28 protein-coding genes are annotated in these 22549 nt (G+C 57.8%); 15 read left to right on the top strand and 13 right to left on the bottom strand.

Going from position 1 to position 22549, the window contains the following annotated elements:
- Window positions 1–2: 2 nt before the first annotated feature.
- From LCM21_RS16070 to lpdA, 3 genes are all read left to right on the top strand, one after another.
- Window positions 3–272 (top strand): hypothetical protein, encoded by a 270-nt coding sequence (locus tag LCM21_RS16070; protein WP_224891510.1) that lies wholly within the window; start codon window positions 3–5, stop codon window positions 270–272.
- A gap of 136 nt (window positions 273–408) precedes the next feature.
- Entirely contained in the window at window positions 409–819 is a 411-nt protein-coding gene (locus LCM21_RS16065; protein WP_068338093.1) for an MAPEG family protein, read from the top strand.
- A gap of 72 nt (window positions 820–891) precedes the next feature.
- Window positions 892–2280 (top strand): dihydrolipoyl dehydrogenase, encoded by a 1389-nt coding sequence (gene lpdA, locus LCM21_RS16060; protein WP_224891509.1) that lies wholly within the window; start codon window positions 892–894, stop codon window positions 2278–2280.
- A gap of 16 nt (window positions 2281–2296) precedes the next feature.
- On the opposite strand, the gene LCM21_RS16055 is transcribed toward lpdA, so the two are convergent.
- Window positions 2297–2893, bottom strand: a complete 597-nt coding sequence (locus tag LCM21_RS16055; RefSeq protein ID WP_224891508.1) for a TetR/AcrR family transcriptional regulator — start codon at window positions 2891–2893, stop codon at window positions 2297–2299.
- Between the two features lie 86 nt (window positions 2894–2979).
- Here LCM21_RS16055 and LCM21_RS16050 point away from each other — a divergent pair, with 86 nt between their 5' ends.
- Window positions 2980–3573, top strand: a complete 594-nt coding sequence (locus LCM21_RS16050) for an NAD(P)H-dependent oxidoreductase (protein WP_224891507.1) — start codon at window positions 2980–2982, stop codon at window positions 3571–3573.
- A gap of 9 nt (window positions 3574–3582) precedes the next feature.
- On the opposite strand, the gene LCM21_RS16045 is transcribed toward LCM21_RS16050, so the two are convergent.
- From LCM21_RS16045 to LCM21_RS16030, 4 genes are read right to left on the bottom strand one after another with little or no spacing between them, the layout of a single operon-like run.
- Window positions 3583–4188 (bottom strand): pyridoxamine 5'-phosphate oxidase family protein, encoded by a 606-nt coding sequence (locus LCM21_RS16045; RefSeq protein WP_224891506.1) that lies wholly within the window; start codon window positions 4186–4188, stop codon window positions 3583–3585.
- Window positions 4175–4915, bottom strand: a complete 741-nt coding sequence (locus LCM21_RS16040; RefSeq protein ID WP_224891505.1) for a lysophospholipid acyltransferase family protein — start codon at window positions 4913–4915, stop codon at window positions 4175–4177. The genes LCM21_RS16045 and LCM21_RS16040 overlap by 14 nt, the downstream gene beginning before the upstream one ends.
- Entirely contained in the window at window positions 4915–5814 is a 900-nt protein-coding gene (locus tag LCM21_RS16035) for a cell division protein FtsX (protein WP_224891504.1), read from the bottom strand. The genes LCM21_RS16040 and LCM21_RS16035 overlap by 1 nt, the downstream gene beginning before the upstream one ends.
- Entirely contained in the window at window positions 5811–6488 is a 678-nt protein-coding gene (locus LCM21_RS16030; protein WP_068338361.1) for a cell division ATP-binding protein FtsE, read from the bottom strand. Before LCM21_RS16030 ends, LCM21_RS16035 begins: the two co-directional genes overlap by 4 nt.
- Before the next feature lie 183 nt (window positions 6489–6671).
- Here LCM21_RS16030 and LCM21_RS16025 point away from each other — a divergent pair, with 183 nt between their 5' ends.
- Window positions 6672–7475 (top strand): zinc-ribbon domain-containing protein, encoded by an 804-nt coding sequence (locus LCM21_RS16025; RefSeq protein ID WP_224891503.1) that lies wholly within the window; start codon window positions 6672–6674, stop codon window positions 7473–7475.
- Between the two features lie 14 nt (window positions 7476–7489).
- Here LCM21_RS16025 and LCM21_RS16020 read toward each other — a convergent pair whose 3' ends face one another.
- The 5 genes from LCM21_RS16020 to argH all read right to left on the bottom strand — a co-directional run bounded on the left by LCM21_RS16020 (window position 7490) and on the right by argH (window position 13208).
- Entirely contained in the window at window positions 7490–10039 is a 2550-nt protein-coding gene (locus tag LCM21_RS16020) for a TIGR02302 family protein (protein WP_319003925.1), read from the bottom strand.
- Window positions 10040–10075: 36 nt separating this feature from the next.
- Window positions 10076–11341 (bottom strand): diaminopimelate decarboxylase, encoded by a 1266-nt coding sequence (lysA, locus tag LCM21_RS16015; RefSeq protein ID WP_224891502.1) that lies wholly within the window; start codon window positions 11339–11341, stop codon window positions 10076–10078.
- Window positions 11342–11406: 65 nt separating this feature from the next.
- Window positions 11407–11556: a hypothetical protein gene (locus tag LCM21_RS16010; protein ID WP_224891501.1), complete on the bottom strand. Its 150-nt coding sequence runs from the start codon at window positions 11554–11556 to the stop codon at window positions 11407–11409.
- Between the two features lie 81 nt (window positions 11557–11637).
- A complete protein-coding gene (locus LCM21_RS16005) occupies window positions 11638–11820 on the bottom strand; it encodes an argininosuccinate lyase (RefSeq protein WP_082677503.1) in 183 nt (60 codons plus the stop codon).
- Window positions 11820–13208 (bottom strand): argininosuccinate lyase, encoded by a 1389-nt coding sequence (gene argH / locus LCM21_RS16000; protein ID WP_224891500.1) that lies wholly within the window; start codon window positions 13206–13208, stop codon window positions 11820–11822. Before argH ends, LCM21_RS16005 begins: the two co-directional genes overlap by 1 nt.
- Before the next feature lie 21 nt (window positions 13209–13229).
- Here argH and LCM21_RS15995 point away from each other — a divergent pair, with 21 nt between their 5' ends.
- The 10 genes from LCM21_RS15995 to yddG all read left to right on the top strand — a co-directional run bounded on the left by LCM21_RS15995 (window position 13230) and on the right by yddG (window position 21235).
- Window positions 13230–13796, top strand: coding sequence for a TlpA disulfide reductase family protein (locus tag LCM21_RS15995; protein WP_224891499.1), 567 nt, complete (start codon window positions 13230–13232; stop codon window positions 13794–13796).
- A gap of 115 nt (window positions 13797–13911) precedes the next feature.
- Window positions 13912–14241 (top strand): hypothetical protein, encoded by a 330-nt coding sequence (locus LCM21_RS15990; protein WP_224891498.1) that lies wholly within the window; start codon window positions 13912–13914, stop codon window positions 14239–14241.
- A 60-nt stretch (window positions 14242–14301) separates the two neighbouring features.
- Window positions 14302–14688, top strand: a complete 387-nt coding sequence (locus LCM21_RS15985; protein WP_224891497.1) for a hypothetical protein — start codon at window positions 14302–14304, stop codon at window positions 14686–14688.
- Window positions 14685–15656 (top strand): sterol desaturase family protein, encoded by a 972-nt coding sequence (locus LCM21_RS15980; protein ID WP_224891496.1) that lies wholly within the window; start codon window positions 14685–14687, stop codon window positions 15654–15656. Before LCM21_RS15985 ends, LCM21_RS15980 begins: the two co-directional genes overlap by 4 nt.
- 103 nt (window positions 15657–15759) lie before the next feature.
- Entirely contained in the window at window positions 15760–15936 is a 177-nt protein-coding gene (locus tag LCM21_RS15975) for a hypothetical protein (protein WP_224891495.1), read from the top strand.
- Between the two features lie 89 nt (window positions 15937–16025).
- Entirely contained in the window at window positions 16026–16859 is an 834-nt protein-coding gene (locus tag LCM21_RS15970; protein WP_224891494.1) for an EAL domain-containing protein, read from the top strand.
- Window positions 16860–17043: 184 nt separating this feature from the next.
- Complete coding sequence (locus LCM21_RS15965) at window positions 17044–18219, top strand: acetyl-CoA C-acetyltransferase (RefSeq protein ID WP_068338063.1); 1176 nt, start codon at window positions 17044–17046, stop codon at window positions 18217–18219.
- 187 nt (window positions 18220–18406) lie between these two features.
- Window positions 18407–19129, top strand: a complete 723-nt coding sequence (gene phbB, locus LCM21_RS15960; protein WP_224891493.1) for an acetoacetyl-CoA reductase — start codon at window positions 18407–18409, stop codon at window positions 19127–19129.
- A 295-nt stretch (window positions 19130–19424) separates the two neighbouring features.
- On the top strand, window positions 19425–20372 hold the full coding sequence (locus LCM21_RS15955) for a transcriptional regulator GcvA (protein ID WP_224891492.1): 948 nt from the start codon (window positions 19425–19427) through the stop codon (window positions 20370–20372).
- On the top strand, window positions 20369–21235 hold the full coding sequence (yddG, locus tag LCM21_RS15950; protein ID WP_224891491.1) for an aromatic amino acid exporter YddG: 867 nt from the start codon (window positions 20369–20371) through the stop codon (window positions 21233–21235). The genes LCM21_RS15955 and yddG overlap by 4 nt, the downstream gene beginning before the upstream one ends.
- Here the strand turns inward: yddG and LCM21_RS15945 are convergent.
- The 3 genes from LCM21_RS15945 to LCM21_RS15935 form a co-directional block, all read right to left on the bottom strand.
- A complete protein-coding gene (locus tag LCM21_RS15945; RefSeq protein WP_082677502.1) occupies window positions 21232–21396 on the bottom strand; it encodes a YdcH family protein in 165 nt (54 codons plus the stop codon). The two genes, yddG and LCM21_RS15945, sit on opposite strands and share 4 nt — an antisense overlap.
- A gap of 121 nt (window positions 21397–21517) precedes the next feature.
- The gene (locus LCM21_RS15940) at window positions 21518–22291 is read right to left on the bottom strand and encodes a tRNA1(Val) (adenine(37)-N6)-methyltransferase (RefSeq protein ID WP_224891490.1); all 774 of its coding nucleotides are present in this window, start codon (window positions 22289–22291) and stop codon (window positions 21518–21520) included.
- Entirely contained in the window at window positions 22288–22503 is a 216-nt protein-coding gene (locus tag LCM21_RS15935) for a putative signal transducing protein (protein WP_068338058.1), read from the bottom strand. Before LCM21_RS15935 ends, LCM21_RS15940 begins: the two co-directional genes overlap by 4 nt.
- Window positions 22504–22549: the final 46 nt, after the last annotated feature.

The following is a 22549-nucleotide window of genomic DNA, read 5'->3' as shown; positions in this document are numbered from 1 at the left end:
TCATGGCAACACATGTGCTTTGGCAAGCTGATGTGGCGGATTTCGATGCCTGGCTGAAGGTGTTCCGTGAAGATACGGCAGTGCGCAAATCTGCCGGAATTCATGACCTTCACGTCTGGCGCGATCCCGCGCGACCCGATCACGCCGTTGCCCTGTTCGAGATCTCGGATCTCGATCGGGCCACGGCCTTTCTCGAATCCGAGGAACTTGCCATGCATCACGAACGCGGCGGCGTCGCGCATATTCAGGTCAAAGTGCTTTCGCCCGAGTAGGCATGATGCCCGGTGTACATGAAACATATCGAATATCCGGCGGCGTCCGCGCCGCCAAAGCCAGTAAGGGGCCACAACTGCGATCTGTGTTGGACTTTCACTTCAGGAACGCCCACACATTCGGAGATTGCAAGACATGACACCTGAACTAACGGCACTAACCTTGGCCGCACTGTTGCAGGTCGTGCAATATGCCCTGATGGCGATACCCGCGAATATCGAACTGGGACCGGGTAAAACCATGTCCCCGCGCGACCGCTCGCGTCTGAAAGGATCGCTGGAAGACCAGCTATCGGACGAGACCGGCCGTTTATACCGTGCGCTGAACAATCATTTCGAGGGATTGATCCTGTTCACCATAGCCTGCACCACCGTCACGGTCGCAGACGCAGGCACCGGATTTACCGCGGCATGTGCGTGGATCTATCTGATCGCCCGCATACTCTACGTACCGGCTTACTTTTTTGGCTTGTCGCCCTGGCGCACTCTGATCTGGTTCGCTGGTTTCCTCGCAACAACTTTCATGCTTTTGGCGGTGCTTTTTTGATAACGCCAGTTTACAGCCTGTGCGCAGGTGGTGTCTGCTCTGCCACAGCCCGACTACTCAAGGAGACCTTTCATGGCAAACTATGACGTCATCGTAATCGGCGCTGGCCCCGGCGGCTATGTCTGCGCTATTCGCTGTGCCCAACTGGGCTTGAAAACCGCCGTTGTAGAAGGACGAGACACGCTGGGCGGCACGTGCCTGAACGTCGGCTGCATCCCGTCCAAGGCGCTGCTGCATGCCAGCCACCAACTGCATGAGGCCGAGCATAACTTTGCCAAGATGGGCCTGAAGGGGAAAAGCCCCTCGGTCGATTGGAAACAGATGCAGGTCTACAAAGACGAAACCATTGAGGGTAATACCAAGGGCATCGAGTTTCTGTTCAAGAAAAACAAGATCGACTGGTTAAAGGGCTGGGGCTCGATCCCCGCAGCGGGTCAGGTCAAAGTGGGCGACGAAGTTCACACGGCCAAGAATATCATCATCGCTTCGGGCTCTGAACCGGCTTCGCTGCCGGGCGTTGACGTGGATGAGAAGGTTGTCGTGACCTCGACCGGTGCGCTGTCGCTTGGCAAGGTTCCGAAAAAGATGGTGGTCATTGGTGCGGGCGTGATCGGTCTGGAACTGGGTTCGGTGTATCAACGTCTTGGCGCCGAAGTCACCGTGATCGAATTCCTCGACGTGATCACGCCGGGCATGGACCCCGAGGTTCAGAAAACGTTCCAGCGCATTCTGAAAAAACAGGGGTTGAACTTTGTCATGGGCGCAGCGGTACAAAAGACCGAAGCGACCAAGACCAAGGCAAAAGTCACCTACAAGCTGCGTAAGGATGACAGCGAACACGTGATTGAGGCGGATACCGTTCTGGTCGCCACCGGGCGCAAGCCATTCTCGTACGGCCTTGGGCTTGAGGCGCTGGGCGTTGAAATGACCCAGCGCGGCCAGATCAAGGTGGGCTCTGACTGGCAGACAAACGTACCCGGCATCTATGCCATCGGTGATGTCACCGAAGGCCCGATGCTGGCGCATAAGGCCGAAGACGAAGGCATGGCCGCGGCGGAACAGGTCGCCGGAAAACATGGCCACGTCAATTATGGCGTCATTCCGGGGGTAATCTACACTTGGCCCGAGGTCGCCAATGTCGGCGAAACCGAAGAAACCCTGAAAGAACAAGGCCGCGCCTATAAGGTGGGCAAGTTCATGTTCATGGGCAACGGCCGCGCCAAGGCGAATTTTGCGGCCGATGGGTTCGTCAAAATTCTGGCTGACAAGGAAACTGACCGGATACTTGGTGCCCACATTATCGGCCCGGCAGCAGGCGATCTGATCCATGAGGTTTGCGTCGCAATGGAGTTTGGCGCGTCAGCCGAAGATCTGGCCCTGACCTGCCATGCGCACCCGACCTATTCCGAAGCGGTACGAGAAGCGGCATTGGCCTGCGGCGACGGCCCGATCCACAGCTAACGTACTGCCCCGCCGGCTAACCGGTCGGCGGGGTCAACCACGCGTTCAGATAGGTCTCTAATCTGTCACTGAATGTGGTGGCCGCGTGCAGGGCGCAGAATCTTAGCGACATGGCCTGAATGGCAAAGGCCTGCACCCCTTCTGCAAGAAGTTCAGGCGTTACGTCCTTCCGCACATCTGCTGTTTCAAGCCACATCATGACAAGGCGATAGTATCGCTCGAAAAAATGGGCAATCGGTCCTATTTCAGCAACAGCCGTCGCGCCTGAATATCTGATCAACAGATCAAAAACGTATCGCTCGGATGTCATGAATCTGTGGACTGGCTCTAGCACGGCTATGATCTCTGACACGGTCCTGGGTGGCGTCCGGGCTTCGGCACTGTCCAGAAACCTATCCAACTTTGCGCCAATCAGAATCTCCATCAACGCGTCCTTATCGCGGAAATGCGCGAAGAACGTACCTTTGGCCACACCTGCCGCCTGCACAACGTCTTCGACCCTCAGGGCCTCGTATCCACCCGTGTTGATCAGGTTCTCCGAAGCTTCGATAAGGCGCGCCCGAGTTTTCAGAGTGCGTTTTTGAATTGTCTTTTGCATAGGTCCAATTTGCATAGTTTTTGACCGTGGTCAAATTTTTTATTGACCGCGGTCATTTTATTGTTTTACAAAGTGACCACGGTCAATTTTGGAGAATCCCGATGCAACGGAAAAAAATCCTCATCCTTGATGGGCACCCCGCAGAAAGCAGCCTGTCCCGCACTTTCGCTGAAACCTACAAAGACGCGGCCGAAAAGAATGGCCACGATGTCCGAATGGTTCACCTCAGCGAAATGCAGTTCGATCACGACTTTGGTCAGGGCAACTATCAAGACTTCAAACCGCTTGAGCCCGTTTTGGAACAGGTTCTTCAGGACATCGAATGGAGCGACCATCTGGTCCTCACAACACCGATGTGGTGGGGCGGGTTGCCGGCCAAGCTGAAAGGCTTGATCGACCGGATGTTCATCCCGGGACGCACCTTCGACACAAGAAATATCAGCAAGCTGGGACTTCCAGCCCCGATGCTGGCAGGACGTACGGCTCGTGTCATCCTGACGTCTGACACGCCGGGCTGGTTCATGCGGCTGATTTACCGGCAAGCCCTCATTCGGCAGGTCCGTGATCAAATTCTTGGATTTGTCGGCTTCAAACCAACGCGTTTCACCTATTTTGCGGGTGCCAGCTATCCAAAGCCCGGCAGTGTCGAGCGCTGGGTTTCACAAGTCGCCAAAATCGGTGCGGCTGCGGTGTAGTTGCACGTGCTACCACATCGTTTTTTCGGCTCTTGCACCCCATTCCGCGTCGTATTGTGCACCGCCTTCCTCACCCCGGCTTACTTCGGCCAGAATTTCGCCAACGGTGGGTAAGGCAGTGCTTTCATCACCTGCGCTCCAAGTCCGCGCGCGCAAAAGTGCGCGGGCGCATTGCGTGTAGATTTCGGCAATTCCGATGACGACAACGGTGGCGGGTTGTTTGCCGTTTTTTTCAAACCGGGCGCGCAATTCATTGTCCTCAGTCAGGCGCGCTGTACCATTCACCCGAACGACAGTGTTGGAGCCCGGCACCAGAAACATCAAGGCCACGCGCGGGTCACGCACGATATTGCGCAGCGAATCCAATCGGTTGTTGCCGCGCCAATCCGGAAGCGCCAAAGTGTTTGCATCAGGCTCTAGCACAACGGGACCATCATCACCCCTTGGGCTTCCGTCTACGCCTTCGGGACCAACGGTGCTGAGAATGCACAACCGCGCGGCCATGATCCACTTGCGATACAGCGGAGTCAGGCTGTGCGCGACCTTCCGCAATGAGGGCGCACCGGGTGTACCGTAAAGACTTTCGAGCGTTTCGATTTCGTCAATGAATTGCATCAGGATCAAACCCAACTTCTCGCATCAGCGCATTGGACCTTGTTTCGATGACATCCTCCAGCATTCCGAGAAAATCGTCCCGTGCAGCACCCGGCTTGATTGGATCAAGGAAGTCGACAATGGCTAGGCCAGGCTTGCGCAGAACACCGGTGCGAGGCCAGAACACACCCGCATTGGTCGCCGTGGGAACGCAGGGAAAACCCAGCCCTTCGTACAAAATGGCCGTGCCGACCTTGTAAGGTTTGCGCACCCCCGGCGCGACGCGCGTGCCTTGGGGATAGATTACTAACTGCCCGGGTTCCGTGAATTCCTTGGCAACGTCCTTGACCATCTTGGCCACGGCGACGCCCTTTTTTCCCCGATCAACCGGGATACAGCCAAGACGCCGCGCATACATACCGATGACCGGGGTCCAAAGCAGTTCTTTCTTCATAATGAACTTGCCGTGGGGGATGGCGTCAAAAATGATAATAATATCCAGAAAGGACTGATGTTTGGCACCGATGACCACTTCGCCCGACGGCACCGCGCCACGCACTTCGGTCCGGATGCCGACCATCCAACGGGCCAGCCACAAGGTTGTACGCGCGTAGGCCTTGCAAGCTTTCAATGCGCCACGCTTGGTGAACATGGCGTATGGGGCGAACAGGATGCCCAGAACCAGCATCCAAACGTAGATCACGATCATGAAGATCAATGAGCGTACCCACTGAAACGCAGCGGCCATCACGAAAGCTCCCTCAGTTTACGGCTGGCGGCACTCCAGGTTGCCAGAAAGGCAACCGCCGCACCCAATACGGGGATGAGGGCCGGCAACAGCCAGCCATACCCCTGAAATCCCAAACCCGTCAGAAACCCGCCCGCATCCGAGGCTTCGGGCAGCAGCAGCACTCCGGTCATGCCCAGAAAAACGCCGACAACGGCACCAAAGAAGGCCCGATAGGTAAAGCGCCGGACAAAGGCTCGGGCAATAAAGCTGTCACGGGCACCAACCAGACGCAGCACCTCGATAATCTGGGCATTGGCAGCCAGAGAGGCATTGGCGGCCAGCGTGATCATGGCTGCCGTGGCCCCACCAATCAGCAGGATTGAAACCCAGCCCAGCCGCCGCAAAGACCTTGCGGCCTCTACCAAGGGTTCACGCCAGCGGGTGTGATCGTCCAGAACCGCACCGGGAACTTCCGCCCCAAGCCGCAGGCGCAGACCAGCCGCATCCAGACCCGGCTCACCTTCGATGATCTCAATCAGTTGAGGGATAGGCAGCGTTTCCAGCGGCAGGTCCGGTCCAAACCAAGGGGAGAGCAGCGCCGCCTGTTCCTCGGTGGTCAATGCGCGCGCCGAAGCTATGCCCGGGGTTTGAGCAAGCACTGTCAGGGCCGCCTCGGTCTGCGCGTCCATCTGATCGGCAGGAGCGCTGATGCGCAAGGTGACGGCCCCGGCCAATTCTGTACCCCAGCGGTCGGCCAGCCGCCCCGATGCCAGAGAAAGGGCTAATGCAAACACCGCCAGAAAAGCCATCGCGCCTGATACAAACAGGGTCAGATGCGCCGTGTACCCAGTTGGCGGAACGACCCGGTCCGCGCGCGTGTCCCGTTTCAGCAGGCTTCGGATCATTCCGTTGCTCATAGATCCGCCCCCGCAAGTTGGACCTGACGTTGCGAGATTCGAAGAACCCTTGCCTGCACCTGGCTTTTCGCTGCGCGGATCAGGCTCATGTCATGGGTCGCGATCAGCACGGTCTTGCCCATCTTGTTCAATTCGACCAACAGGCGAAGCAGGCGTTGCGACATCTCCCAATCCACGTTTCCGGTTGGTTCATCCGCCAGAACCACGTCCGGTGACAGGATGACCGCGCGGGCCAATGCGGCACGCTGGCGTTCCCCTCCCGACAATTCCGGCGGGTGCGAATCCAATCGGGTGCCCAGTCCCACCCAGGATAGCAACTCGCTCAGGTCTTCGCGCTGTGCAGTGTCGATTTGCCCGGACACCGTTAGCGGCAACGCCACATTCTCGGCCAGCGTCATGTGATCAAGGAACTGGCAATCCTGATGCACCACACCGATCCGACGGCGCATCAGGGCCAACTGATCCCGATCCAGCCGGGCGATGTCCTGCTTGAACACGCTGAGCCGCCCCGTTGTGGGCAACAAAGCGCCGTAGCAAAGCTTAAGTATGGTGGTCTTGCCCGCACCCGACGGGCCGGTCAAAAAATGAAACGACCCCGGTTGCAACCGTAAAGACACGTCGCTCAGCAGTTCGCCACCGCCATAGGTGTAGCTGAGATTCTCCAGCTCGATCAAAAGGAGCCCCCGTTTCTGTTGCCGCCCTTCATGCCCGAGCGCGGTTGCGGTTTCAATGCCTGCACCGGGTCGAATCGGTGACACTTATGTTGTGAAACCGAAAACACCCTTTGCGGTCAGGTCTTAACGGATTAACATCCCTTAAAAAACTACTATCGGTCGGGGTCCCGGCCAGGAGGCAGCATGCGTCTTACTTGTCCGAATTGCGGTGCCCAGTACGAGGTGCCAGACGAGGTCATCCCGGAAGATGGCCGCGACGTTCAGTGCTCGAACTGTGAGACGACCTGGTTCCAGCCCAAACACCCAGACCAAACAGCCCCCACCAAAGACGCACCCGGTGCCAAGGATACGCGGTCCCAGACAGCCGCACCCGAGCCTGATGTGGTGGAACAGGCCTCAGCAACCCAAGCGCAACCGGAGCCGACGCCTGCACCGGAACCAGAGATCACACAAGAACCAGAGGTTGCCCCAAAACCAGAGGCTGCAAGCGAGCCAGAAACACCACCAGCTACCGGAAAGATCGATCCTGCAGTTGCAAGTATCCTGAAAGAAGAAGCCGAACGTGAGGCGGACCTTCGTGCGCAAGAGGGTGGCGGCCTTGAAACGCAGCCCGATCTGGCCTTGGACGCGCCCCCCAAACCCGACCCGGAACGCGCCGTAAAAGACCTCACTGCTATGGAAACGGCAAAGGATGCAGGGCAGAAAGATGCACTGCCAGATGTCGAAGCGATCAACTCCAGCCTGCGTAGTGATGACAGCTTGGCCTCGGAAGACGAACCCGCGCCGCGCAAGTCTGGCAGCGGTTTCATGCGTGGTTTTGCATTGATGCTGATTGTCGGCGTCATCCTGCTGCTGGTCTATGGCAACGCGCAGCAGATCAGCGAAGCGGTGCCGCAGGCGGAGCCAATTCTTAACCCGTACGTATCCCTTGTGGATCAGGCGCGGCTTTGGCTTGAGGCGCAGACATCGGGGACATCGCAGAATTAAACGCCAGGCCGGGTTTAGAAGCGCTCCAACAACCGCTTGAGGTACTCCAGCTCGATCTGTGGGCGTTCCGTCTCACCGGTGCGACGCCGGATTTCATCCAGCAACTCACGCGCGCGGCGATACACATCTTCGCCCTGCAACAAGTTGTCGTCAGTGGCTATTGAACCGTTTGCGCCGGGGCTGCGGCCCAGTGGATCGCGGCTGTTGGCCTGCATATCACCGTCTTGGGTTCCCTGACCGGGCTGGTTCTGCTGGTTCTGCGCCAAAGCTTCACCCAGTGACCGCATGCCTTCACGGAGGGCTTCCATCGCTTCAGATTGGCGATCTATGGCCTCGGCCAGGTCGTCACTGCGCAGGGCTTCTTCAGCGCCATCCATTGCCCGACCCGCGCGGCCCAGCGCATCGCGTGCAGCTTCGCCTTCGGGTGTTCCGGCACCGGGCAGATTCTGTTGCTGGCGACCCAGCTCGTCGCGCAGTGCCTGTTGGCGATCGGCCAGAGACTCCTGGCTTGGCTGGCCGCCACCGCCTTCGGCCTGATCAGACCCCTGACCCTGACCGCCTTGGCCTTCGTGGCTCTGGCCACGGCCCTGACCACCATTGCGGCCTTCGTTACCCTGGCTTTCACCGGCCTGAGCGCCGGGATTGAACTGTTCTTGCAGATCGCGGAAGGCCTGATCGCTCAGCCCCTGCTGTTCGCGCAGAGTTTCGGCCAGCCCTTCCATTGCCTGTTGGCCTTCTGACTGCTGGCCCTGACCCTGGCCTTGGGTGACGCGCATGTTCTCCATCATCTGCTGGAACTCTTCCAGCGCCTGCTGTGCTTCGGCCATGCGGCCCTGTTCCATCAGTTCCTGAATGCGATCCATCATCCGCTGCAGGTCATTTTGCGTCATCTGCATGGTTTCGCCATTCTGGCCCTGCTGATTTTCGTCGAACTCACCGTTTTCCTGTGCCAGACGCTGTAGCTGGCGCATGTAATCCTGCGTTGCGTCGCGCAGTTCTTGCATCAATTCGGCGATTTCTTCATCAGTGGCGCCGTTTTTCATGGCTTCGGTCAGACGCTCCTGTGCGCGGCGCATACGCTCCAGCGCATCGGCGAGGGTACCCTCTTCGATTATAATCGCCAGATCCCACAAAGCCTGTGCGATCTCTTCCTGTTGGTCCTGTGTCAGCCCATAGTCGTTGAATGCCTCCAACCGGCGAAGCGTCACGCGCAGACGCAGATAGGCCGTGTCAGAGCGAAACACCTCTTCCGGCAGATGCGACACCGCGCGCAGAATTTGGGACACCCGGGTCGCGTTGTCCCGCGTCCAAAGCAGATCACGCCGTTGTTCGATCACCGCCGCAGCCAATGGGTCGAAAAAGCGCCGTGCGGGCAGTTCTGTTACATAGGGCGCGGACTGGCCTTCCTGATCGGCTGCATCCTGTGCCATTAAAGTAATCTTGACCGGAAGATGTGCCCAAGGGTGTTCCGAGAAGTCTTCGATCAGATCCTCGGCGAAATCGGCCCGGTCGCCGGTTATCGGCATCGGTAGCTGCACCTCGATCCTATCACGTGGCTCGGGGTCAGATGCCAGGCCATACCGACGGTCAACGGAAGGCAGGTCCAATTCGATCATTGCCGCACCGGACACCACGCCGTAGTCGTCAGTGGCGGTAAAGGGCAGTTTCATCTGCCCGCCCGCCTCAGCCTCGGCCGGATCGGCAACAGCGATCTGCGGAGGCGCATCTTCGATGACGCTTAGCGCCCAGTCCCGACCGGCAGGCCCTTCGATCATCATCTGGCCCGAACGCTCGACCACAAACTCCTGTTCAGGGTCCGCTGCACCTTGTGTGCCCGAAAGCGACGTGGTTTCCGACAAGCTATGCGCGCCCACCTCACCGTAGAACCGCAATGTGATCCGGCTGCCCTGCGGTACTGAAAGAGTATCACCAGACTGATCCGCCAGATAAAGCGTCGGCAAGCCGGTATAGCGCGGCGGTTCAACCCAGCCTTCCCAGCTGGGTCCCTGCCCTGCCACGGCTGCGCCCGGCGTCATCTCGGCCACGGACCCAATGCGCCAGAATGAACCGAAAAGACCCGCAATCACCAGCGCCAGCAACGCTGAGTACCGCAGCGCATAAGGGTCTCGGTCTGCAAGCCGCAGATCGGGTTTGACCGCTTCGGCTTGTGCTGCCCGCTGTGCCATCCGAGCCTGATGCGCGTGCCACAGAGCAACTGAGTCCGCATCCATCGCACCTATGGCCTGATCATCCATCAACGCCTGAATCGGGCGTCCCGGCAGGGATTCGTCCAGTCGCATCAGCGCTTCGGCCCGGCGAGGCAGATGGAATCGCCGAATGCCCCAGACCAGCGAAATAACCACTGCGATGATCGCTAAACCACCAAGGGTCCAAACCATCTCAACCTCGACGTGATCCTGAAGACCCAGCATCAAAGCGGCCAAAATCGCCATAAAAATTGAGAAAAAGGGCCAGAAGGCGCGCAAAACCTGCTCGGCCAGCATTCCTACGTGCGTCAGCCACAGGGACAGTCTTGGAATCGGCAGGGTCGGTCTTGTGGTCAAGGCGGGCCTCCTGAGCAGGCCCGCACGGTTATCGCGTCAGAGCCACTCTGGTATGGTATCGCGGTTTATGATTTCGTCAAAGCTTGGGCGTTCACGAATAACTGCAAATTGATCCCCGTGAACCAAAACCTCGGGGATCAGGGGGCGGGTGTTGTATTCGCTGGCCATCACGGCACCATATGCGCCGGCACTGCGGAAGGCGACCAGATCGCCCGGTTCAAGCGGCGGCATGTCGCGTTGTTTGGCGAATGTATCGCCCGTCTCGCACACGGGGCCGACAATGTCATAGGGCTGCTGTTCCACACCCGGCGCGGGCTCTTGCACGGCGACGATATCATGATACGCCTCATACATCGCAGGGCGGATCAGGTCATTCATGGCCCCATCGAGGATCAGGAAATCACGGCCTTCACCGGATTTCACATAAATCACCTTGCTGACCATCAGACCAGCGTTGCCAGCAATCAGGCGTCCCGGCTCAATCTCGATCTCACACCCCAGATGACCCAGCGTTTTCTTGATCAGCGCGCCGTACTCTACCGGCAAAGGGGGCGCCTCGTTCGAGCGGGTGTAAGGGATACCCAGACCTCCGCCCAAGTCCAGACGGCGAATGGTGTGGCCCTCGGCGCGCAGACGCTCTGTCAGTTCGGCGACCTTGGTGTAAGCCAGCTCGAACGGTTCCAACTCGGTCAGTTGTGATCCGATATGAACATCGATACCGATGACCTCCAGACCCGGCAAGCTGGCCGCGTAGGCATAAACCTCGGATGCGCGCGAGATTGGAATGCCAAATTTATTTTCGGACTTGCCGGTGGCGATCTTGGCGTGGGTCTTGGCATCTACGTCGGGGTTCACCCGCACGGTGATCGGCGCAACAACACCCAATTCCAGCGCAACCGTGTTGGTCACCTGCATCTCAGGCTCGGATTCGACGTTGAACTGGCGAATGCCACCGGTCAGTGCGGTGCGGATTTCCTCTGCCGTTTTGCCTACGCCCGAGAAAACGATCTTGTCGCCCGGAACACCTGCAGCTTTGGCACGCAGATATTCCCCGCCAGACACAACGTCCATTCCGGCACCGGCCTGCGCCAGCGTCTTCAGAATCGCCTGATTGCTGGCTGCCTTCATGGCGTAGCAAACAAGGTGGTCAGTGCCGTCCAGCGCATCATCGAAAAGCTTGAAATGCCGCAGCAGGGTCGCCGTCGAATAGACGTAGAACGGAGTTCCCACCGCAGCGGCGATTTCGGTGATCGGAACATCCTCGGCGTAGAGCGCGCCGTCGCGGTAAAGAAAGTGATCCATGACTGCGCGCTTAGACCAAAACTGCCGGGCTGATCAATAATTTCCGCGCTATTGGCGGCATTCCGTCACCGTGTTGTCGACACACCGATCCGGCCGTAGCCCGAGATTGAGATGCCGGAGCCCCCGGTACTGGTTTCCGGCTGAGGCCGCGGGTTACCAGTTGGTTCGCAGGCGGCAAGCAGGACAAGGGTCAGGATCAAGCCGGTAAATCTCATACTTGCCCTCTTTTTCTATTATTTTCGACAGATCGTAACTTGCCTGGACATAGCCGGGCGCTCGAGATGCCATCGCTTGCGTCACCGTCCCACGTAGATCCCAAGGCCGCCACGTCGCAGCCCAATGCCGCCACCGACATGAGTACCACTGCTGCCAACGCCGACAGTCGCGTTCATTGTCGGCTGAATTGGTTCTCCGTCCGCGCCACAGGCCGCAAGAACGAACCCGACGGCGATCAATTGCAACACTCGCAGTATCCGCATCATACCAGCGCCTTCCACCGCTTGATCTGGGCGCGCACCTGATCCGGTGCCGTTCCCCCATAAGACTGACGTGAGTTTACCGAGTTTTCGACGGTAAGGACAGAAAAGACATCTTCGGTAATCCCGGAATGCACCGATTGCATGTCATTCAACGTCAGGTCGGGCAGGTCACAGCCCTTATTCTCAGCCATCGCAACCAGTGATCCTGTCACATGATGTGCGTCGCGGAACGGCAGGCCCAGCACCCGCACCAGCCAGTCGGCCAGATCGGTCGCAGTCGAAAAGCCCGAGCCTGCAGCGGCGGCAAGGCTGTCGCGATTTGCGGTCATGTCCTTGACCATGCCTTCCATCGCCGCCAGCGCCAGCATCCAGTTGTCGGCAGCGTCAAAGACCTGTTCCTTGTCTTCCTGCATGTCCTTGGAATAAGCCAGCGGCAGACCTTTCATCACCATCATCAGCGCCGTGTTGGCACCAAAAATCCGACCCACCTTGGCCCGGATCAGTTCGGCCGCATCGGGATTCTTTTTCTGCGGCATGATCGATGAGCCGGTCGAGAACCTGTCGCTGAGCGTGACAAAGCGGAACTGGGCCGAGGACCAGATCACCAGCTCTTCGGCAAAGCGCGACAGGTGGACGGCGCAGATTGAGGCGGTCGATAGGAACTCCAACGCGAAATCACGGTCGCTGACGGCATCCAGTGAATTGGCGGCGGGCCGGTCAAAGCCCAGCGCCTGCGCCGTCATGTCCCGGTCGATCGGAAAAGACGTGCCAGCCAGCGCCGCCGCACCCAGTGGGGACTCGTTCATCCGGGCGCGGGCATCGCGGACACGGGACAGGTCGCGGCCAAACATCTCGACATAGGCCATCATGTGGTGGCCCCATGTCACCGGCTGTGCAGTTTGCAGGTGCGTGAAACCGGGCATGACCCACCCTGCCCCGGCCTCGGCTTGCGCCAAAAGCGCGCGGATCAGGGCCAGCAGACCGGTTTCAGCCGCATCCAGCTGATCGCGCACCCAAAGTTTGAAATCGGTCGCCACCTGGTCGTTCCGCGACCGACCTGTATGCAAACGACCTGCGGGCTCACCAATAACTTCTTTCAGGCGCGCCTCGACATTCATGTGGATGTCTTCAAGCGCGGTCGAGAACTGGAACTCTCCGCCCTGAATTTCTGACAAGACTGTGAGCAGCCCTTCCCGAATGGCCTGAGCGTCACTATCACTTATGACGCCTGTGGCAGCCAACATGGCGGCATGGGCGCGCGAGCCTGCGATGTCCTGGGCTGCCATCCGCTGATCGAACCCGATCGAGGCATTGATCGCCTCCATGATCGCGTCTGGACCGGCGGCAAAGCGGCCGCCCCACATCTGGTTCGAGGATTGATCGGTCATGAAAGAAAACCCGGAGTTGATATGCGCCTATTTCGTTTGATCCCCCTTTATATGGCCCTTGCGTTGGGTGCAAATGCCGCTTTGGCCACAGATGCCGAGACCTTAGGTCCGCTGCGGGATGGTACCCTGAAGCGGTTGATCCTGCATAAGGAACCGAAACCCGTAGAACCGGTTGAGTTTCAGCTTGAGGATGATGGCGGCACTGCAACAATTGAAGACTACAAAGGCAAATACGTTCTGCTGAACTTCTGGGCGACATGGTGTGCGCCCTGCCGAAAAGAGATGCCGCAGATCGCTGAGCTGCAAGAAGAGTTCGGCGGTGACAAGTTCGAGGTTCTTACGCTTGCGACCGGTCGCAACTCCGCTGCCGGGATCAAGAAATTCTTCGAGGAAAACGGGATCAGCAACCTTCCCCGACATCAGGATACTGGTTCAGCCGTGGCACGGGAATTTGGCGTAATCGCATTGCCGATCACGGTAATTCTGGACCCCGAAGGCAATGAAATGGCCCGCCTGATCGGTGACGCGGAATGGAACTCCGACAGCGCCAAGGCCATCATATCGACGCTTGTGGGCGCAGAAAGCTGATCCGCTAAACCGCCAAAATACCCAATCCGCCGATTTTTACACTTTCGTGTTAAACTAAGAGTGTCACCGTCGTGAACGGTGACACTCCAAACGTAAAAACGAAACGGAAGCGACAATGAAACCGGTGGTTTTACTGATTGGCCGCTTGCCGAGCGTCATCGGTGACGTGGCACGGCAGCTGGATCACTTGCCAATCCAATGGCTGGGTGCGCATGATCCGGATGAAGTTCGGCGGCAACTGGACGCCGAACCGCAGATCGCCTGCGCGATCATGGGCGCAGGCCTGAATGACAAGATACGCGGCGAGATGGTTGGCATCATCGCCGCACGCAGGCCGGACATCTGCATACACCTGAAAGACAGATCGTCAGGCCCGGACGGGCTTGTGCCATTTGTAGAACGGGTTGTGCAGCACGAAATCCTGAACAAGCTCGAAACAAGCTGACGCTACGCAACCTTTGACAAGCTCTCTACCGCTCTGCACCTTGCCGGGCGGGAGGAAAATATGCCGCTTGAAATTCTTCTGGCTCTGGTGGTCGGAGGCATCCTTTCGATAACCGCTCTGCTGCACCTTTCAGGGCGGTCGCGTGTGCGTGAATTGACGCAGCAAACCGCGCGATTTGAATGGATGCGCCATGCGCCAGACGATGTGATCGTGGACGTTACAATTGCGCATGACATGCGGTCGGCGCTGGTTCGGACTGAGGCAGGTATTGGCCTGCTGTGGTCTTTTGGGGCCGATACAGTGGCACGCCATCTGCAGGACTTTGACCGGATCAACCACCCTGAGGGGTTCAGGATTCGATTCCACGATTTCGGCACCCCAAACGCCCTCGTCCGCCTGGATGAATTCGAACGCCCGCATTGGCAAAACCTGATGGACACCGCATGACCGACCAACTCAGCTTTCCTGACGCCGTACAATGGGCCGTACCGTTCTTTATAGCCGCTATTCTGGTCGAATTCCTGTGGATCGCAGTCAAAGGCAAAGGCGGACGGTACGAGACGCGGGATGCGGTAACCTCACTGGTGATGGGCGCGGGAAACATCGCCTCGGGCTTTCTGCTGGGGTTCATCGCGTATGGGTTCTTCATGTGGCTGTGGCAGATTACGCCACTGGACCTTGGCACCTCGATCCCCGTGATCATTCTGTGCTTTGTGCTGGATGATCTGCGCTATTACTGGGTTCACCGCTTTGGTCACCGTATCCGCTGGGTTTGGGCCAGCCACGTGAACCACCACAGTTCCCAACACTACAACCTGACCACCGCATTGCGGCAGACTTGGACCTATACATTTACCTTTATGATGGTGGTTCGGGCGCCGTTAATCCTTTTAGGCTTTCACCCCGCGATGGTGCTGTTTGTGGGCGGGTTGAACCTGATTTATCAATTCTGGATTCATACAGAGGCAATTGGCAAAATGCCCCGCTGGTTCGAAGCCGTCATGAACACGCCCAGCCACCACCGCGCCCATCACGGCCGCAATGCACGCTATCTGGATTGCAACTATGCCGGAGTCTTTATCGTTTGGGACAAAATCTTTGGCACGTTTATCCCGGAGCAGGAAAACGACCGAGTCGACTATGGCTTGGTTCACAATATCGGCACGTTCAACCCGCTGCGCGTCGCATTTCACGAATGGGTTGGTATCTGGCGCGATGCGACGCAACCGGGGTTGAGCCCAAGGGAACGCCTTGCCTATTGCTTTGCCCCGCCCGGGTACAGTCACGATGGCAGCCGTCAGAACTCGGAACAGATCAAAGCCCGGCATCTGGCCCGCCACCCGGAGGATTGTGGAACGCCCGGATTCGAGCAATTCGAGGCAAAATCGCCTAATACGAAGGCAAAACAGGCTTAAATCCGCCGATCCAAAGCCCAGCTTTCTTGATATCGCACCGACCGGTTCCATTTTGTTAAGCAGTTAAACACCTAAGCGATTTGAGGAACCTATGAACCGACTGATGATGATATCAATTACACTTGGTCTGATCGGTTTAATCATCGCAATGGTGTCGGCTTTAATCGGAAGCGCGCAAACGATGGTCGCCCTTGGTTTTGTCATGCTGGCGTTGGGTTTTTTTGGCGCAGTCATCGGTGCGGCGGCCGCATTGGGTCGCGTTTGGGACACGCCCCGATAAAGGCGATCAGTCCTTTTGATCTTAACCTCAAATTCATGACTTTGCAGTGAAATCCCACCCTGAACAGTGACGTAGGGGATTTCACAAGCATGGGGGACAAACACCAAGCGGACGTACCAGAAGGTGCCGATAGCCCGCTGAACGCGGCCATTTCATCCCGTGACAAATCCACTGTTCAAATGGCGACCGAGGCGGTCAGGCACAAACAATGCAAACTGGCCTATCAACCTGTTATGCAGGCGCATCCTCCATTCGGCATCGCTTTTTATGAGGGTTTTATCCGGGTTCTGGATGAGACCGGTCGGGCCATCCCCGCGCGCGAATTCATGCCTCAGTTGGAAAACACGCCCATCGGTCGTGATCTGGATTGCGTAGCGCTTGAGATGGGTCTACGAACGCTGACCAAGAACCCAGATATACGCTTGTCGATCAATATGTCCGCGCGATCGATCGGATACGCGCGATACGCTCGGGTTCTGGACCGATATCTGAAGAAAGATGAAACTCTGGGTGAGCGTCTTATCCTCGAAATCTCGGAAAAATCAGCCATGACTGTGCCCGAGCTTGTGATTGATTTCATGGACCGGCTGCAACCACGTGGCGTTGCCTTTGCCTTGGATGATTTCGGCGCCAGCAATTTCAGTTTCCGCCATTTTCGTGAGTTTTTGTTCGACGCTGCCAAAATCGACGGGCAATTTGTCCGGGGTATCACCGACAATCCCGACAATCAGGCATTGGTCCGGGCGTTGGTGGCCGTGGCGCGGGAATTCGAGATCCTGGTCACGGCCGAATCGGTTGAAACCAAGGAAGATGCCGAATTTCTCGTGGCCAGCGGTGTGGATTGTCTGCAAGGCTTTTTGTTCGGCGCACCCACCGTCTCCGCGCCATGGGAGCGCGAAAAGCTCAAACAAACAGGCACTTAAATCTAGTAAACACGCCATCCTCAGCACCCGTGACAAGCTTACCGTTGCTGCAACTGCAGCGTTACGCTATGCCATGTGCAGTTGGAGCGGGGGATCAGGAGGCGCTCTGGTTCATTGGGGCTTTGCGCCAGTGATCCACGCCGTTACGGTTCCCACAGGACCTTGATGGTAAAGGATTGTCTAAATGACCAACGTAGTAATCGCATCCGCAGCACGCACCGGTGTCGGCAGTTTTGGCGGCTCGTTTGCAAACACACCCGCACATGATCTGGGTGCGGCCGTTCTTGAAGCCGTTGTCGAACGCGCCGGAGTTGAAAAGGGCGAAGTAAGCGAAACCATCATGGGTCAGGTTCTGACGGCTGCTCAGGGTCAGAACCCGGCACGTCAGGCGCACATCAATGCCGGCCTGCCACAGGAAAGCGCCGCCTGGGGTATCAACCAGGTTTGCGGTTCGGGCCTGCGCGCTGTCGCTCTGGGCGCGCAACATATCCAACTGGGTGACGCCGAAATCGTCGCGGCAGGCGGCCAGGAAAACATGACGCTCTCGCCCCACGCCGCCGCTTTGCGGGCAGGTCACAAAATGGGCGACATGAAGTACATCGATACGATGATCCGTGATGGACTTTGGGATGCTTTCAACGGCTATCACATGGGTCAGACCGCCGAAAACGTCGCCGAAAAATGGCAGATCAGCCGCGACATGCAGGACGAATTCGCCGTAGCCTCGCAGAACAAAGCCGAAGCCGCGCAGAAGGCAGGCAAATTCAACGATGAAATCGTTCCATTCACCATCAAGACCCGCAAGGGCGAAACTGTGATGGACAGCGACGAATACATCCGCCACGGTGCCACGATGGAAGCCATGGCCAAACTGCGCCCTGCCTTCACCAAGGATGGTTCTGTGACTGCTGCAAACGCATCCGGCCTGAATGACGGCGCTGCTGCCACCCTGTTGATGTCGGCAGAAAACGCTGAAAAGCGCGGGATTGAACCGCTGGCGCGCATTGCCTCCTACGCAACCGCTGGCCTGGACCCGTCGATCATGGGCGTGGGGCCGATCTACGCATCGCGCAAGGCGCTGGAAAAAGCAGGATGGTCGGTTGACGATCTGGATCTGATCGAAGCCAACGAAGCCTTTGCCGCTCAGGCTTGCGCCGTGAACAAGGACATGGGTTGGGACCCATCGATTGTAAACGTAAATGGCGGCGCGATTGCTATCGGACACCCGATCGGGGCTTCGGGCTGCCGCGTTCTGAACACCTTGCTATTTGAAATGAAACGCCGCGACGCCAAGAAGGGTTTGGCAACGCTCTGTATCGGTGGCGGCATGGGCGTCGCCCTCTGCGTGGAGCGCGACTAAGTACCGGATTACGCATCATACCAAGGGCGCCTTTTGGCGCCCTTTTTTGTAAAATCTCTAAACCCCTTCCCGAGTGCTTCAATGAATTTGAATCAAAACGAAAAATTCGTCACGATGCATTGTTGCGCGATTTGAACACTCAGAGTAACAAGATTACCAAGCCAAACTAATATTGGAGGAGTCCTCAATGGCACGTACAGCACTCGTCACCGGCGGTTCCCGCGGCATCGGCGCAGCAATTTCCAAGGCGCTAAAGGCCGAAGGGTACAATGTTGCAGCCACCTATGCCGGTAATGACGAAGCCGCCGCAAAGTTTTCCGAGGAAACCGGTATCGCCACCTATAAGTGGAACGTTGCCGACTATGATGAATCGAAGGCCGGGATCGAAAAGGTCGAAGCCGAGGTCGGCCCGATTGACATCGTGGTTGCCAATGCGGGGATTACCCGCGATGCGCCTTTCCACAAGATGACCCCAGAACAGTGGCATCAGGTGATCGACACCAACCTGACCGGTGTGTTCAACACCGTCCATCCTGTCTGGCCCGGCATGCGTGAACGGAAATTTGGCCGCGTGATTGTTATCAGCTCGGTCAATGGTCAAAAGGGTCAGTTCGCCCAGGTGAACTATGCCGCGACCAAAGCGGGTGATTTGGGGATCGTGAAGTCGCTTGCGCAGGAAGGTGCACGCGCTGGCATTACCGCAAACGCGGTCTGCCCGGGCTATATTGCGACCGAGATGGTGATGGCCGTTCCCGAAAAGGTTCGTGAAGCCATCATCGGCCAGATTCCGGCTGGTCGCCTGGGTGAGCCCGAGGAAATCGCGCGCTGCGTGGCGTTCCTGGCCTCGGACGACTCGCAGTTTATCAACGGTTCGACCATTTCTGCCAACGGTGCGCAGTTCTTTAGCTGATACCTAAATCAACAAAGAAGGGCCAGTCCATGTGGACCGGCCCATTTTATCCCGTAAGAACGTGCGCGCTACGCTCAGCGGGAACCAAACATCCATTTCAGTGCATTGCCAACCGCGCGTGATCGTTCCAAATGTGCGCGCTGAAAGGCGCGAGCCATCGCAGAGCTGCTGGAAACTTCAATCATGCCTTTATTCCTTTCAGTTTAATTTTGTTTGACTTGCTTAAAGTATGGTATGGCTTTAGAAGGCTGACAAACGAGGTTTCTACGGCTTTCGCATAAGAATTTCTTTACTAATGAGTACCTCCCTCCCTCCTCTGACCGCTTTGCGTGCTTTTGATGCAGCTGCGCGGCATATGTCCTTCGCGAAGGCGGCTGAGGAATTACACGTCACCCCTGCGGCCCTGTCGTTTCAGATCAAATCGCTCGAAGAACATCTGGGGCGCCCGCTATTTCGACGCCTGAACCGGGCGGTTGAGCTAACCGAAGCAGGGCGCGCCCTTGCTCCGGGCGCGGCCGAGGGGTTTGCCGCCTTGCAATCCGCTTGGCAGGCCGCCCGAAGGCAAGGGGATGACACCAACCTCACCGTGACAGCAGGGCCAGCCCTGACGGCGAAATGGCTTGCCCCGCGATTGTATGATTTTGCAAGAGAACACCCCGAGATTGACCTGAGATTCTCGGCCACCTTGCGGAATATGGATTTGGAACGCGACGATGTAGATGTCGCTATCCGCTTTGGCGATGGCCCTGACGAAGGGCTGTATTCCCTGCCCGTGCGCAAGGAATGGCAAACTCCGGTCATGACGCCGGAACTGGCCTCGCAATATCCAACGCCTGACAGCCTTAGGGATGCGCCCCTGATCCATGACGACTCAATTACGTTTCTGCGCCCACCCTGCGATTGGCCTGCTTGGTTCCGGGCCGTCGGGGTCGATTTCGTGCCCGAGCATGGAGCGCGGTTTTCCAACGCCGATCACGCGATTGATGCGGCGCTTGCGGGCGTTGGGGTGGTGTTGGGCCGCCGCTCGATGATCCTTAAAGACATTACCGAGGGGAGATTAGTTGCGCCCTTTAAGACAGCAATCGAAACCAAAGGCCGGTACCGTTTCCTTTGCCTTCCCGGCGCGGAAAAACGGCCCCAGATCGCGGCGTTCAGGGATTGGTTCGTGGCTGAGATCGAAAAAACCGCACATGTCTCGGATGAATTCGAAATCATCCCCGTTGAAGAGGTAACAACGCCTTGACCAGAACACAGGCGACGAGCATCGGTTTTGTGGCCGTTTTGTTGTGGTCCTTGCTGGCTCTTTTCACAGTTGGATCTACCCCAACTCCGCCTTTATTGCTGAACACTATTTGCTTTTCGATCGGGGGCACTCTGGGTCTGATCTGGACATGGGCAAGTGGCGGGCTGCGCCAACTACGTTCTGTTGGCTGGCGCACGTACCTGTTCGGAACCGTGGGTTTGTTCGGATACCACGCGCTGTATTTCTCTGCCCTTAGAATGGCCCCGGCGGCTGAGGCCGGGTTGATCGCATATCTCTGGCCGCTGCTCATTGTGCTGTTTTCCGGGTTACTGCCGGGCGAACATCTGCGTATCGGGCATCTGATCGGCGCGTGCCTTGGCTTTGCAGGGGCGGCCGTGATCATTGCCGGGGGCAGCAGCACCGGATTTCAGGCCGCACATCTGCCAGGCTATGGGCTGGCATTGCTGTGTGCCCTTACTTGGTCAGGCTACTCGGTCCTGTCGCGCCGATTGGGGCATACGCCCACCAGTTCTGTGGCCGTATTCTGCATTGCCACCGCCATCGCCTCGGGCGCGCTGCATCTGACCCTGGAAGAAACCATCTGGCCAGACAGCGGATTTGGCTGGGCCTCGGTCGTGGCGCTGGGTCTGGGGCCGGTAGGGCTGGCGTTCTATGTTTGGGATATCGGGGTGAAGCAGGGGGACATTCAGATTCTCGGCACGGCATCCTACGCGGCGCCGCTTTTGTCGACTCTGGCCCTGGTTGTGGCCGGGATCGCCACCCCGTCTTGGGGATTGGCGATCGCAGCCGTCTTGGTTACAGGCGGCGCTGCACTTGCAGCGCGGGCAAGTTTGCGTCGTTAATTCGACAAACGCTCGATCTCTTCTTTTAGCCTAAGCTTCTTCTTTTTGAGTTGAGCTACGTGGAGATCGTCGATGCCAGGCGAGCGTTGGGCTTGTTCAACTTCAAGACCGAGGGTTTCGTGCTTTTTCTTCAGTTCGGTCAGGTGTGCGCTCACGCTCATGGCGATACTCCTTTGTTGGTGTCTGAGTTTCACGTAAGAATTTGAACACATCGTTTCCACCCTGTCACGCTGCAGGCGCACAGAAATTAAAATAAATCCGACAAATTCGGCTGGTTAATGCCTATTTTGAGAAAAACTGGCTTATCGCGGCGCCGTGACGCAGCACCTCCTCGACCTGGGGCGTATAGCTTTCGCCGTCTTTATCGTGACGCTCTCCGGCGTGTAAAATCAATGGGGCGTGCAGACGAAACGCTGCTTTTCCGCCTTTTCTGGCGCGTAGAATCACCAATTCAGCAGAGCGACCTGCCCGCGCCGCCAATGGCAGAACTTCGACCGAGCCTAAGCGCCCCGCGCAGCCAGCCAACATGTCTGGCAGGCGGTCAGCCTTCTGAATCATGTGTAGATGGCCCCGCGGAGCCAGACGTCTGGCGGCCGTGTCAAACCACGTGTCCAGCGGTGTAACCTCTCCCAACGCGATACGCCGCCCCCGATCCGCCGCACCGCTATGTGCCCCGGCGCGGTAATAGGGCGGGTTAGCGATGACATGATCGAACTGGCGTTGTTTCAAATCCGCTGGAAGCGCGCTGAGGTCGGCCTCAACCACTTCTATCGGCAGGTTGTTTTCAGCTGCATTGCGACGCGCAAGATCGGCGTAGGACGGCTGCAACTCTACCCCGACACCCTTAGCGCCCGGCACGCGCGTCAGCACACAAAGAATGGCAGCCCCTGCGCCGCAGCCAAGTTCCAGCACGGTGTGCGAGGACGTTGCCGGAACCGCAGCCGCCAGAAGCACTGGATCAACCCCTGCACGATAACCCGCACGCGGTTGCCACAGGCGCAATCGCCCGTTCAGAAAGTCGTTGCACGTCAGGTCACTATCCTGGAATCGGCTCATCGGCCCAGCGGGATGTCATTGTCGCGCATGACCCGCTCTGCACGGGAAAGATCGTCAGTTCGCACCATCAGGCGGCGCGGAAAGATGCCAATGCCACCTTCGAGGATGCTCATATTTACGTCCATCTGAAAGCAGTCTATATCCTCACCCTCAAGAAGGGCAGAAGCAAAGGCCAGGATCGTCGGATCGGTGCTGCGCAAAAGTTCTTTCATGGGGATGGATGTAAGGGCAAGGTGCGCTGAAAGTCGAGCCTTGTAT

The sequence above is a fragment of the Ruegeria profundi genome, from assembly GCF_020171505.1.
GTDB classification, from domain to species: Bacteria; Pseudomonadota; Alphaproteobacteria; order Rhodobacterales; family Rhodobacteraceae; genus Ruegeria; species Ruegeria profundi.
Note: the sequence above shows the minus strand (reverse complement) of the source record. Positions and strands in the feature narration are given on the sequence as shown.

Coding starts and splice junctions, on each gene's coding strand:
- LCM21_RS15995 (WP_224891499.1), top strand. CDS start 13,230: ATGCGCCTATTTCGTTTGATCCCCCTTTATATGGCCCTTGCGTTGGGT.
- LCM21_RS15940 (WP_224891490.1), bottom strand. CDS start 22,291: ATGAGCCGATTCCAGGATAGTGACCTGACGTGCAACGACTTTCTGAAC.
- LCM21_RS15965 (WP_068338063.1), top strand. CDS start 17,044: ATGACCAACGTAGTAATCGCATCCGCAGCACGCACCGGTGTCGGCAGT.
- LCM21_RS16040 (WP_224891505.1), bottom strand. CDS start 4,915: ATGGCCGCTGCGTTTCAGTGGGTACGCTCATTGATCTTCATGATCGTG.
- LCM21_RS16050 (WP_224891507.1), top strand. CDS start 2,980: ATGCAACGGAAAAAAATCCTCATCCTTGATGGGCACCCCGCAGAAAGC.
- LCM21_RS16005 (WP_082677503.1), bottom strand. CDS start 11,820: ATGCGGATACTGCGAGTGTTGCAATTGATCGCCGTCGGGTTCGTTCTT.
- LCM21_RS15935 (WP_068338058.1), bottom strand. CDS start 22,503: ATGAAAGAACTTTTGCGCAGCACCGATCCGACGATCCTGGCCTTTGCT.
- LCM21_RS15980 (WP_224891496.1), top strand. CDS start 14,685: ATGACCGACCAACTCAGCTTTCCTGACGCCGTACAATGGGCCGTACCG.
- LCM21_RS15945 (WP_082677502.1), bottom strand. CDS start 21,396: ATGAGCGTGAGCGCACACCTGACCGAACTGAAGAAAAAGCACGAAACC.
- LCM21_RS16010 (WP_224891501.1), bottom strand. CDS start 11,556: ATGAGATTTACCGGCTTGATCCTGACCCTTGTCCTGCTTGCCGCCTGC.
- LCM21_RS15985 (WP_224891497.1), top strand. CDS start 14,302: ATGCCGCTTGAAATTCTTCTGGCTCTGGTGGTCGGAGGCATCCTTTCG.
- LCM21_RS16035 (WP_224891504.1), bottom strand. CDS start 5,814: ATGAGCAACGGAATGATCCGAAGCCTGCTGAAACGGGACACGCGCGCG.
- LCM21_RS16070 (WP_224891510.1), top strand. CDS start 3: ATGGCAACACATGTGCTTTGGCAAGCTGATGTGGCGGATTTCGATGCC.
- argH (WP_224891500.1), bottom strand. CDS start 13,208: ATGACCGATCAATCCTCGAACCAGATGTGGGGCGGCCGCTTTGCCGCC.
- lysA (WP_224891502.1), bottom strand. CDS start 11,341: ATGGATCACTTTCTTTACCGCGACGGCGCGCTCTACGCCGAGGATGTT.
- LCM21_RS16045 (WP_224891506.1), bottom strand. CDS start 4,188: ATGCAATTCATTGACGAAATCGAAACGCTCGAAAGTCTTTACGGTACA.
- LCM21_RS15975 (WP_224891495.1), top strand. CDS start 15,760: ATGATGATATCAATTACACTTGGTCTGATCGGTTTAATCATCGCAATG.
- phbB (WP_224891493.1), top strand. CDS start 18,407: ATGGCACGTACAGCACTCGTCACCGGCGGTTCCCGCGGCATCGGCGCA.
- LCM21_RS16025 (WP_224891503.1), top strand. CDS start 6,672: ATGCGTCTTACTTGTCCGAATTGCGGTGCCCAGTACGAGGTGCCAGAC.
- LCM21_RS16055 (WP_224891508.1), bottom strand. CDS start 2,893: ATGCAAATTGGACCTATGCAAAAGACAATTCAAAAACGCACTCTGAAA.
- LCM21_RS15955 (WP_224891492.1), top strand. CDS start 19,425: ATGAGTACCTCCCTCCCTCCTCTGACCGCTTTGCGTGCTTTTGATGCA.
- lpdA (WP_224891509.1), top strand. CDS start 892: ATGGCAAACTATGACGTCATCGTAATCGGCGCTGGCCCCGGCGGCTAT.
- LCM21_RS16065 (WP_068338093.1), top strand. CDS start 409: ATGACACCTGAACTAACGGCACTAACCTTGGCCGCACTGTTGCAGGTC.
- LCM21_RS15990 (WP_224891498.1), top strand. CDS start 13,912: ATGAAACCGGTGGTTTTACTGATTGGCCGCTTGCCGAGCGTCATCGGT.
- LCM21_RS15970 (WP_224891494.1), top strand. CDS start 16,026: ATGGGGGACAAACACCAAGCGGACGTACCAGAAGGTGCCGATAGCCCG.